Origin of the sequence: Oerskovia gallyi, assembly GCF_014836745.1 — a bacterium.
GTDB classification, from domain to species: domain Bacteria; phylum Actinomycetota; class Actinomycetes; order Actinomycetales; family Cellulomonadaceae; genus Oerskovia; species Oerskovia paurometabola.
Window position 1 is genome coordinate 56677 of record NZ_JACSQE010000005.1, and the last position, 10711, is coordinate 67387.

Annotated in this window: 10 protein-coding genes; 9 read left to right on the forward strand and 1 reads right to left on the reverse strand. The window is 71.8% G+C overall.

What is annotated here, in order from left to right:
* Positions 1 to 64: 64 nt before the first annotated feature.
* The 6 genes from H9640_RS07490 to H9640_RS07515 all read left to right on the forward strand — a co-directional run bounded on the left by H9640_RS07490 (position 65) and on the right by H9640_RS07515 (position 5377).
* A complete protein-coding gene (locus tag H9640_RS07490; RefSeq protein WP_191790101.1) occupies positions 65 to 421 on the forward strand; it encodes an S-adenosylmethionine decarboxylase family protein in 357 nt (118 codons plus the stop codon).
* A 23-nt stretch (positions 422 to 444) separates the two neighbouring features.
* Positions 445 to 1161: a DUF4178 domain-containing protein gene (locus H9640_RS07495; RefSeq protein ID WP_191790102.1), complete on the forward strand. Its 717-nt coding sequence runs from the start codon at positions 445 to 447 to the stop codon at positions 1159 to 1161.
* A 79-nt stretch (positions 1162 to 1240) separates the two neighbouring features.
* Positions 1241 to 1462: a DUF350 domain-containing protein gene (locus H9640_RS07500; RefSeq protein ID WP_191790103.1), complete on the forward strand. Its 222-nt coding sequence runs from the start codon at positions 1241 to 1243 to the stop codon at positions 1460 to 1462.
* Positions 1463 to 1464: 2 nt separating this feature from the next.
* Positions 1465 to 3153 (forward strand): polyamine aminopropyltransferase, encoded by a 1689-nt coding sequence (locus H9640_RS07505; protein WP_318243697.1) that lies wholly within the window; start codon positions 1465 to 1467, stop codon positions 3151 to 3153.
* A 128-nt stretch (positions 3154 to 3281) separates the two neighbouring features.
* On the forward strand, positions 3282 to 4118 hold the full coding sequence (locus tag H9640_RS07510; RefSeq protein ID WP_191790104.1) for a DedA family protein: 837 nt from the start codon (positions 3282 to 3284) through the stop codon (positions 4116 to 4118).
* A 59-nt stretch (positions 4119 to 4177) separates the two neighbouring features.
* A complete protein-coding gene (locus tag H9640_RS07515) occupies positions 4178 to 5377 on the forward strand; it encodes a MalY/PatB family protein (RefSeq protein WP_191790105.1) in 1200 nt (399 codons plus the stop codon).
* Positions 5378 to 5383: 6 nt separating this feature from the next.
* Here the strand turns inward: H9640_RS07515 and H9640_RS07520 are convergent, their stop codons facing one another.
* The gene (locus tag H9640_RS07520) at positions 5384 to 6034 is read right to left on the reverse strand and encodes a TMEM175 family protein (protein ID WP_191790106.1); all 651 of its coding nucleotides are present in this window, start codon (positions 6032 to 6034) and stop codon (positions 5384 to 5386) included.
* Positions 6035 to 6271: 237 nt separating this feature from the next.
* On the opposite strand from H9640_RS07520, the gene H9640_RS07525 reads away from it, so the two are divergent.
* From H9640_RS07525 to H9640_RS07535, 3 genes are all read left to right on the forward strand, one after another.
* Complete coding sequence (locus tag H9640_RS07525) at positions 6272 to 8290, forward strand: penicillin-binding transpeptidase domain-containing protein (RefSeq protein ID WP_318243698.1); 2019 nt, start codon at positions 6272 to 6274, stop codon at positions 8288 to 8290.
* 64 nt (positions 8291 to 8354) lie between these two features.
* The gene (locus tag H9640_RS07530) at positions 8355 to 8657 is read left to right on the forward strand and encodes a beta/alpha barrel domain-containing protein (protein WP_307824263.1); all 303 of its coding nucleotides are present in this window, start codon (positions 8355 to 8357) and stop codon (positions 8655 to 8657) included.
* Between the two features lie 489 nt (positions 8658 to 9146).
* Positions 9147 to 10664 (forward strand): dicarboxylate/amino acid:cation symporter, encoded by a 1518-nt coding sequence (locus H9640_RS07535; RefSeq protein WP_191790108.1) that lies wholly within the window; start codon positions 9147 to 9149, stop codon positions 10662 to 10664.
* Positions 10665 to 10711 lie beyond the last annotated feature (47 nt).

The window sequence follows — 10711 nt, forward strand, 5'->3', positions numbered from 1 at the left end:
CATTTTTCGGGAACATCAGGCATCCGCTACCGTGACGCCGCCAGCCGCTGCTCAGGGAGAACATGTGCCGACCGATCCGGTCAACCGCAACCTCGTCTACGTCTTCGACATCTCGGGAGGGGACCCCGCTCTCCTCGACGACGAGACCACCGTCCGCACCTGCCTCTCCCAGGTCGTCGACCGGGCCGGGCTGACCCCGCTCGGCGAGACCTCGCACCGCTTCGCGCCCCAGGGCTTCAGCATGGCGACCCTCCTGGCCGAGTCCCACCTCGCGGTCCACACGTGGCCCGAGGACGGCACGGCCTACGTGACCCTGACGACCTGCCGCGCACCGTCGTCGGGCAGCTTCGAGGAGGACACGCGCAGCCTGCTGCGCGAGACCTTCGCCGCGGCCGACGTCGCCGTCCGGACCCTCCTGTGAGGGCGCGCCGACCCCGGGCGCGCATGTCGCTCGGCAAGCACCTGATCGGTGCGCCGCCGTGGCGCTCGCTGCCGCAGGGAGTCGTCGTCTACGGCGAGCAGGACCCGAGCGACGGCGTCACGTACTACTGGGAGGAGTGGGAGGTCCTCGGGTACGAGAACCTCGACTTCTGGGTCGAGTACGACCACGACACGAAGGCCGTCACGCTCTACCGCCCTGCGGAGTCCGAGGAGGCCCTCGACCCGACGCGGATGCGCACGGGCCAGGTCGTCACCGTGACGCTCAGCGGGAAGAAGTACCGCACGAAGGTCACGGAGGTCGGGGTCGGGACCATCGCGTCGCTCGACGGGTCGTTCACCTACGACCTGACGGTGGGCCAGCGCGTCGCCTACGCCGAGCTCCGCACCCAGGACATGGTCCTGTCGCTCGAGAAGTTCGACGACCGCGTCATCGACCTCTACCACGGCACCGTCCTGGACGTCGCGGGGCAGAAGGCCCACTTCGGCAGGCGCGTCGCGCCGCGCGACACCAAGGTCAACCCCGTGGTCGCGTTCGTCCTGGTCCTCGCGGCGGGCATCGGCCTGTTCTCCGCGTGCGGGGACCGCGACGTCGACGACGACGACTGCACGCCCCGCACGGTCGAGCAGCAGTACGACGCGAGCGGCGACCCGCTCACGACCGACCAGACCTGCTACCGCCGATCCGTGTACGGCGGCGGTGGCGGCGGCCTCGGCAAGTAGCCGGCGCCAGGCACGACCCGAGCACGACCCGAGCACGACCCCTCGCACAGCGTCCGTCCCCACCACCCTTGGAGCCACCATGAGCCTCGCCGAGCTGCGCCTCGACGCCTTCCTGTCCACGATCGTCTACTCGGTGCTGGGCATCGTCCTGCTCGTCCTGACGATCGTCGTCGTCAACTACCTCTTCAAGCTCAACCTGCACCGCGAGCTCGTCGACGAGCACAACACGGCCTTCGGGATCATGATCGCCGGGCTGGCCGTCGCCATCGGCATCATCATCGCGGGGACGATCCTCTCCTGACCGTGGCCGGCGAGACACAGACGCAGGCCGCGCAGACCGCGCCGCCTGCAGGGGACGCGCCGCCCGCAGGAGGCGAGCCGCCCGCAGGGGACGCGCCGCCCGCGGCGGGTGCGCCGCCGTCGGGCCGTGGCATGGACAAGCCGACCGTGTTCGCGGCCGCGCTGCTCGTCGCGGTCGGCGGGATCATCTACGAGCTGATCCTCGGGACGGCCGCGTCCTACCTGTTCGGCGACTCGGTCGTCGCGTTCTCGGTCGCGACGGGCCTGACGCTGTTCGGCATGGGGATCGGATCCCTCCTCGCGACGCGCCTGGCCACGAACCCGGGCCTGAACTTCGTGCGCAACGAGGTCTCGCTCGCCCTGCTGGGCGGCAGCTCGGTCCTGATCCTCTACGCGGCGTTCAGCCTGACCGAGGTCTACTGGCTCGTCTTCGTGCTGCTGTCCCTCGCGCTCGGCGTGGGGATCGGCGTCGAGATCCCGCTGCTCGTCGCGCTGCTCAAGGAGCACGGGCGCGACGAGTCGGTCGGGCTGCTGTCGAAGGTCCTCGCGGTCGACTACTTCGGGGCGCTCGCCGCGTCGCTGCTCTTCCCGTTCGTCATGCTCCCGTACCTGGGGCTCATGCGGACGGCGTACGCGGTCGCGCTGCTCAACGTGCTGGTCGCGGTGTTCATGCTGCGGCGCATGGGGCGGCGCACGCGCTGGACGTGGCTCGCGCGGCTCACGGTCGTGTTCCTCGTGGTGTGCTTCGCGGCGTCGAGCGCGATCGAGGGCGCGATCAACACGCGCCTCTACCAGGACCCGGTGGTCCGCTACGAGTCGACTGCCTACCAGAAGCTCGTCCTGACGAGCTTCGGCGACGACGTCCGGCTCTACCTGAGCGACCAGCTCCAGTTCTCCTCGCTCGACGAGGCGAGGTACCACGAGACGCTCGCGCACGCGACGCTCACCTCGGTCGCGGCGCCCGCGTCGGTGGCGATCCTCGGAGGAGGGGACGGGCTGCTCGCGCGCGAGGTGCTGCGGTACCCGAGCGTCCGTGAGGTCACCGTCGTGGACCTCGACCCGGCCGTGACCGAGCTCGCCCGGACCGACCGGCTGGTGAGCGAACTCAACGAGCACTCGTTCGACGACCCGCGCGTGCGCGTCGTCAACGGCGACGCGTTCCGTTTCATGGACACCACGGACCAGACGTTCGACGCGGTCCTGATCGACCTGGTCGACCCGTCGAACGAGCGCATCGCCAAGCTGTACTCGACCGAGTTCTACGCCATGGTCGCGAACCACCTGCGGCCCGGGGGCGTGTACGCGACCCAGGCGACGTCGTCGTACTTCACGCCGCACGCGTTCTGGCAGGTCGCCTCGACCGTGCGTGCGGGCTCGCCCGGGCGGACCGTGGTCCCGCTGTCGGTCAACGTGCCGTCGTTCGGCGAGTGGGGCTTCGTGCTGTCGCTCCCTCCCGCCGGGCAGGGCGAGGCCACGGCGGACGGGACCCTCGGGCCCGACGGCGGGGCGCGCCTCTTCGCCGCGACACCGCTTCCCGAGGGGCTGCGCTTCCACACGCTCGACTCGCTGCGGGCCACCGCGACGCTCGCGGGCGACCACCCGGGACCCGAGGTCGACATGCAGGCCTCGACGCTGCTGTCACCCGTGGTCTACCGGACCTATCAGCAGGACATGTCGCGCTGGCGGTACTGACGACCGGCCCCACCGGGTGTGCGCTCCGGGCCGTCCGGCGACGCACGCGCGTGAACAGGCCGTGAAGGTGCTCGGGTGAGACCTCGCCGAGGTCGAAATGTCCGGTCCAGGGCACATAGGGTCTGCGTATGCCCTTCGCGAACCTCCCTGTCGACCTCGTGCACGTGGCCGCCGCGGGCGATCCCGACCTGGGTGGTGTCGCGGGCTGGGCCGTGTCCCTCATGGAGACGCTCGGCGTGTTCGGTGCGGCCCTGGCCATCGCGCTCGAGAACCTGTTCCCGCCGCTGCCGAGCGAGGTCATCCTGCCGCTCGCGGGCTTCACCGCGAGCCGCGGCAGCTTCAACGTGTTCGCCGCCGTCGCCGCGACGACGGTCGGGTCGCTCGTGGGTGCGGTCGCGCTGTACTACGTGGGCGCGCTCGTCGGGCGTGAGCGCACGCGCCGGATCATCGGCTGGTTGCCGCTCGTCAAGCTCGAGGACGTCGACCGCACCGAGGCCTGGTTCCACAAGCACGGCAGCATGGCCGTGTTCTTCGGCCGCATGATCCCGATCTTCCGGAGCCTCATCTCGCTGCCCGCCGGGGTGGACCGCATGCCCCTGCCCAAGTTCGTCCTCCTGACGACCGCGGGCAGCCTCATCTGGAACAGCATCTTCGTCGGTGCGGGCTTCGCGCTGGGCGAGAGCTGGCACCTGGTCGAGGAGTACGCGGGCGTCCTGCAGAAGGTCGTCATCGGGGTCGTGGCGCTCGCGGTCGTCGCGTTCGTCGTGATGAGGGTCTCCCGGTCCGTGCTCGCGGGTGCGCCCCCGGCGCACGGTCGTCGTGCGCGCACCGCCCAGCCCGACGACGACGAGCAGGCTCCCGAGTCGGGCACGGCCGAGCGGACCAAGACCCCCACGACCACGCTCGCGCTGCCCAAGGGCGTGTTCGAGCGGTCCGGGGTCCGGGCCGGGCCGTCCACCGACTGAGGCCCGAGCCATCCGGAGTGCGCCCGCCCCCCGGTAGCAGCCGTCGTAGGCTCGGTCCCGTGACCACCTCACCCTTCGCGACCGACAACCCGCTCGACGCCCTCACCCCGGACGCGCTGCGCCGTCGGACCAGCCTCAAGTGGCGGGCCTACGCCCCCGACGTGCTACCCCTGTGGGTCGCCGAGATGGACGTCGAGCTCGCGCCGCCCGTCGTGGAGGCCGTGACCGAGGCCATGCGGTCGGGCGACACCGGGTACGACTACGGCGACACGTACGCCGAGGCCCTCGCGGGGTTCGCGAAGCGCCGCTGGGACTGGTCGTTCGACCCGGCAGGCACGCGCATGATGCCCGACGTGATGCTCGGGCTCATGGAGATCCTCAAGGTCCTCACCGGGCCGGGCGACGCGGTCGTGGTCAGCCCGCCCGTCTACCCGCCGTTCTTCGGCTTCACGCAGAACGAGGGGCGCCGGATCGTCACCGCGCCGCTCACCTCGGACTTCCGCCTCGACCTCGACACGCTCGACGCGGCCTTCGCCGACGCGACCGGGGCCACGCTCAACGGGACCGGACCGGGCAGCGGACGGCGCGCCGTCTACCTGCTGTGCAACCCGCACAACCCCACGGGCACCGTCCACACGCGCGCGGAGCTCGAGGCGCTCGCCGCCCTCGCGCGCCGCCACGGCGTGCGCATCGTGTCCGACGAGATCCACGCGCCCGTCACCGCACCCGGCGTCGCCTACACGCCGATCGTCACGGTCGCGGGGGCCGAGAACGCGATCGCGGTCCTCTCGGCCTCCAAGGCGTGGAACCTTGCCGGCCTCAAGGCGGCCGTCGCGGTCGGCGGACCCGAGGCGGCCGACGACCTGCGACGCATCCCCGAGGAGGTGGTGCACGGCGTCGGGCACGTCTCCGTGATCGCGCACGCCGCCGCGCTCACGCACGGCACCCCGTGGCTCGACGCGGTCCTGCGCGGCGTCCGGCGCAACAAGCTGCTCCTCGCGGACCTGCTCGACGAGCACCTTCCGCAGGTCCGCTACCAGCCGACGCAGGGCACCTACCTCGCGTGGCTCGACGCGTCGTCGGTCTCGGACGACCCGTACCGCTTCTTCCTCGACCGGGCCAAGGTCGCCCTCAACGACGGTCGGCACTTCGGGCCGGGTGGAGCCGGGCACGTGCGGCTCAACCTGGCGACGAGCCAGGAGGTGCTGACGGAGGCCGTCCGCCGGATGGGCGAGGCGGCGCGGACGGCGTCGGCCTAGCGGACCCTACGGGGCCCGGCCGTCCTTCCCGGCCCCCTCGTCCGTCCGGCCGGCCCTGCGCCGCCCGGCCAACCGGGTCAACGGCCCGGACAGGAAGAGGAGGAAGAGCCAGAACATCCCGATCCCCGGCGCGACCACCGCGAGCACGAGGATCACCACCAGCAGCAGCACCGCGACGAGCGCGCCCTTCACCTCGAGCTCGCCCCGGACCTCGGGACGCTGGAGGTCGGGGTCGCGGACCGCCAGCCACTCCACGAGCGCCAGGCTGCCCGTCGTCACGATCATCACCGAGATGTACAGGGCGTTGACCGCCGGGTCGTCGGTGCCCTCGTCCGCCAGGAGCTGGGTCGTGAAGGGGATGAACACGATGCTCGCGAGCCACAGGAAGTTGGCCCAGAGCATCGCGTTCGAGTAGTCCCGCAGGTGCTCGAACACCCGGTGGTGACCCACCCAGAAGTTCGCGATGACCACGAAGCTGATCCCGAACGCGAGGAAGGTCCCGCGCTCGTCGGAGAACAGGGACGCGACCGAGTGCTCCTCGCCGTCGGTGACGAGGTCGATCAGGGGGAGCACGAGCAGCGTGATCGCGATCGCGACCGACGCGTCGGTGAAGTTGACGAGGCGGTCGAGCCCCCGGTCCGTGCGGATCCTCGGCATCCGTGCCTCCTCCGGTCGTCTCCACTGTAGGAAGGGCCCGGCGTCCCGGCGCGGCGAACCGCATCGCGGCGAACCGCGTACGCGGAGAACCTGTGATGCTCCGGGGAAGACGTGCGCGCCGTGGCCACGCTCCCGCGTGGGGGTGGGCTAGCCTCGCAGGCGGGCGAGGACGCCCGGGTCAACTCTTCCGCCGACCCGTCGGCGGACCGTCTGCCGCAGGGCACCGAGGGGGAGCACGTGGTTCGCACGCAGCTGGTCGACAGGCGCATCGGGGCGCGACGCCTCGCTGCCAGGGCGCTCGGCCCGACCGCACTGGCGGTGCTCGCCCTGACGCTCACCGCGTGCAGCGAGGACGCACCCAGCCCCGACGGCGCAGCCGACGACCTCGCGGCCGCGATCGCCGAGGGGGACTTCGCGGACGTCGCGTTCACCCAGCCGAACCTCGACGTCGCGGCGCACCGTGACGCGGTGCTCGAGCCGCTGGCCGCGACCGACCACACGGTCACGGTCGCCAAGGTCGACGTCGCCACCGAGGGCGAGGACAAGGGCAAGCAGGCGACCGCCACGCTCGCCTACACCTGGAACGTCACGGACACCACGCCCTGGACCTACGAGACCACGGTCGACCTCCTGCTCCAGGACTCGCCGGACGGTGGAGCCCAGGAGTGGGCCGTGGCGTGGGAACCCGACGTGCTGGTCCCCGACCTCAAGGACGGTGACCGCCTGGCCGTCACCCGCGTGCGCGCCGAGCGCGCCCAGATCCTGGGAGCCGACGGCGGACCCATCGTCGAGTCGCGACCCGTCTACCGGATCGGCGTCGACAAGATGAACCTCGATCCCGCGCGCCAGGAGGCCGTCGCGCGCGAGGTGGGCGCCGCCGTCGGGATCGACGCCGAGGCGTACGCGAAGAAGGTCGCCGGGGCCGGAGAGAAGGCGTTCGTCGAGGCGATCGTGGTCCGTACCGACGACACCGCGGGCATCGACGTCGGGGCGGTGCGCGCGATCGACGGCGCCGCGGTCGTCGACGGTCAGCTCGACCTCGCGCCGACCCGTACCTTCGCCCGGGCCATCCTGGGCCGCGTGGGCGACGCGACCGCCGAGGCCGTCGAGGAGTCCGAGGGGCAGGTCGTCGCGGGCGACACGATCGGCCTGTCGGGGCTCCAGCGGCAGTACGACGTCCAGCTCCGCGGGACGCCCGGGATCACGGTGAGCGTCGTCGCCGACGGCAGCGCCGGCCAGGACACCGGCGTGGACCTGGACGGCGACGGCGAGCCCGACCCGGTCGAGAACGTCACCGACGTCTTCACGGTCGAACCGGTCGCGGGCGTGCCGCTCGCGACGACGCTGCGCACCGACATGCAGATCGCGGCCGAGTCCGTGCTGGCCGGCGTCCCGTCGGCGAGCGCGATCGTCGCGATCCAGCCCTCGACCGGGGACGTGCTCGCCGCGGCGAGCGGCCCGGGTGGTGACGGGACGTCGACCGCGACGACCGGCAAGTACGCCCCCGGCTCCACGTTCAAGGTCGCGTCGGCGCTCGCGATGCTGCGCTCGGGCATGACCCCCGAGACGGTCGTGTCCTGCACCCCCACCATCACGGTCGACGGCCGAGAGTTCCAGAACGTCCCCGGCTTCCCGAAGGCCGCGATCGGCGACGTGCCGTTCCGCACCGCGTTCGCCAACTCGTGCAACACCGCGATGATCGCCCAGCGCGACGCGGTCTCGCAGCAGGCTCTGCACGACGCCGGCGCGGACCTCGGCCTGGGCGTCGAAGCCGCTCTCGGGGCTCCCGGGTTCTTCGGTTCCGTCCCGGCCGAGGCAGGGGGCACCGAGCACGCCGCGTCGATGATCGGGCAGGGCAAGGTCGAGGTCTCGCCGCTGGGCATGGCGACCCTCGCGGCGAGCGTGGCCAAGGGGGAGCGGGTCTCGCCCGTCCTGGTGCGGCCCGAGGTCACACCCGCCGCGGCCGAGACCCCGACACCGTCGGCGCTCACGGCCGACGAGGCCGCGACGCTGCGCAGCCTCATGCGCTCGGTCGTCACCGACGGCAGCGCGAAGCTGCTCGCGGACCTGCCCGGCGAGGTCGGGGCGAAGACCGGGACGGCGCAGTACGGAGACGGCAACCAGGCGCACGCGTGGATGATCGCGATCCAGGGGGACCTGGCCGTGGCCGTGTTCGTCGAGACCGGGGACAGCGGGTCGGGCACGGCAGGTCCGCTCCTGAAGGCCTTCCTCGACGCGCCGAACACCGGTGAGTAGCGGCGGACGAGCGACCGCACGACGGCGCAGGACCGTCCCCGGCCTCACCGTCTGCCGCCTGTGCGTGGGAGAGACGCTCGGGACCTCGGACCCGCTGCCCGGTGGCCAGCTCGCGCGCGTCGAGGCCATCGCCGCGTCGGGCGACGCCGGGCTCACGCTCGTCGACTGTCTCGACGCGTGCGAGCGCGGTGACGTGGTCGTGGTGCGTCCCGCCCCGGCAGCGCGCGCCGAGCACGGGCCCGTCTGGTTCGAGCGTCTGGCCGGCGACGCGTCGAGCGCGTCCCTCCACCGGTGGGTACGGGCCGGGGGCCCGGGACGTTCGCCCGTCCCGGAGGACCTCGCCCCGCTGCGGATCGACGCGCCCTGACGGGACGCGCGACGCGCCCTGCACGGAGGGACGCGCCGTCCCGGGGCGTCCCAGGGAATAGCGCCGTGGCCCGACGACGTTCCCTCCTCGGCTACCATCGGTAGCCGTGGGCGACGATCGCCTGCACCGCCGGCCCCCGGGCCGGCCCGAACGGGAGTCGAATCCTTGCTGAACCGGTGGAACTTCACCGCGCGCCGTGACGTCGATCTGCGACGAGTCGCCAGCGCGCTCTGTTGTTGACCCACTGAACCGCTGGGCCCCAGGCCCGCACAGCAGTCCTCCCCACCCTCCTGACGTCGGCACGCCGCCGCGCCCTGCCTCGCAGAGCGCGGGGATCTGCGCCGTGGAGCGCGTGCGCCCGTCCGCGGGGCACGGTCGTCGCGTCGGGGCTTCCCTCACCTCCCGGGCCGGGACGACTGCACTCCCTCCCTCTCGCGATCCTCGCGATCCCTGGGCACCCCACGTGCCCGTGACGAAGAAAGCAGAACCGTGCCCTCCTCCTCCTCTTCGCAGGCCGCGGCCACCACCGCGCCGGAGAAGTCCGCGAACGGTGCCCCCGCACCCAAGCGCCGCGTCAAGCTCCCCTCCTTCACCGTCCAGATCCTCGTCGCGCTCGTCCTCGGCGTCGTGCTGGGTTGGGTCGCCCTGTCGATGGGCCCCGTGTCCGGCGCAGGTACCCCCGACGAGGTCCCGAACTGGCTGACCACGACGCTCGACACGATCGGCTCGTCGTTCGTGACGCTGCTCAAGGCGATCGTGCCGCCGCTGGTGTTCACCGCGATCGTCGCGTCGATCGCGAACCTGCGGAACGTCACCAACGCCGCGCGCCTCGCAGGTCAGACCATCCTGTGGTTCGCGATCACGGCGCTGATCTCCGTCGTGATCGGCATCGGCCTGGGCCTCGTGCTCCAGCCGGGCGCCAACACGACGCTGTCGACGGCCGACGGGAGCGAGCCCTCGGGCTCCGGCTCGTGGCTCGACTTCCTCAACGGCTTCATCCCGAGCAACTTCCTGGGCATCCAGGCGCGCACGCAGCTGCAGGGTGAGGGAGCCTCGACCTCGATCTCCTTCAACGTCCTCCAGATCGTCGTGATCTCGCTGATCATCGGCATCGCGGCGCTGAAGTCGGGCAAGAAGGCCGACCCGTTCCTCGCGTTCAACCGCTCGGCGCTCTCGATCATCCAGACCGTCCTGTGGTGGATCATCCGCCTCGCGCCGCTCGGCACGCTGGGCCTCATCGGCTACGCCGTCGCGGAGTACGGCTGGGACCTCCTGTCCCCGCTCGCGACGTTCGCCGCCGCGATCTACATCGGCCTCGCGCTCGTCCTGTTCGTCGTCTACCCCGTGATCCTGCGGACCAACGGGCTGAAGATCACGAGCTACTTCAAGGGCGCGTGGCCCGCGATCCAGCTCGCGTTCGTCTCGCGCTCCTCGATCGGCACGCTGCCCGTCACGCAGCGTGTGACGGAGCGGAACCTGGGTGTCCCGCGCGAGTACGCGTCGTTCGCCGTGCCGCTCGCCGCGACGACCAAGATGGACGGTTGCGCCTCGATCTACCCGGCGATCTCCGCGATCTTCATCGCCCAGCTCTTCGGGATCGACCTGTCCTTCACGGATTACCTGCTCATCGCGTTCGTGTCCGTCGTGGGTTCGGCGGCGACCGCGGGCCTGACCGGCGCGATCGTGATGCTCACGCTGACGCTCTCGACGCTGGGCCTGCCGCTCGCGGGCGTGGGCCTGCTGCTCGCGATCGACCCGATCCTCGACATGGGCCGCACCGCGGTCAACGTCGCGGGCCAGGTGCTCGTGCCGACGGTCGTGGCCAAGCGTGAGGGCATCCTCGACGTCGAGCAGTACGACGGCGTGAACGTCGAGGACCTGTTCACGGACGACGAGGACGAGTCGAACGAGTCCGCGCTCGCGTCCGACGTCGACCCGTCGACCGCGAACGCGTCCGACAAGCCTGCGGCCTCGGCCGCCGACGAGGAGCTGGTCGGGACGCGCTGACGCCACGTCCCACCCGCCTCCCGCTGAGTGCGGAGCAGTTGTCGTCG

What these genes read in the sequence shown, in the direction of transcription:
- H9640_RS07495 (WP_191790102.1), top strand. Translation starts at nt 445, where the DNA reads ATGTCGCTCGGCAAGCACCTGATCGGTGCGCCGCCGTGGCGCTCGCTG.
- H9640_RS07500 (WP_191790103.1), top strand. Translation starts at nt 1,241, where the DNA reads ATGAGCCTCGCCGAGCTGCGCCTCGACGCCTTCCTGTCCACGATCGTC.
- H9640_RS07510 (WP_191790104.1), top strand. Translation starts at nt 3,282, where the DNA reads ATGCCCTTCGCGAACCTCCCTGTCGACCTCGTGCACGTGGCCGCCGCG.
- H9640_RS07520 (WP_191790106.1), bottom strand. Translation starts at nt 6,034, where the DNA reads ATGCCGAGGATCCGCACGGACCGGGGGCTCGACCGCCTCGTCAACTTC.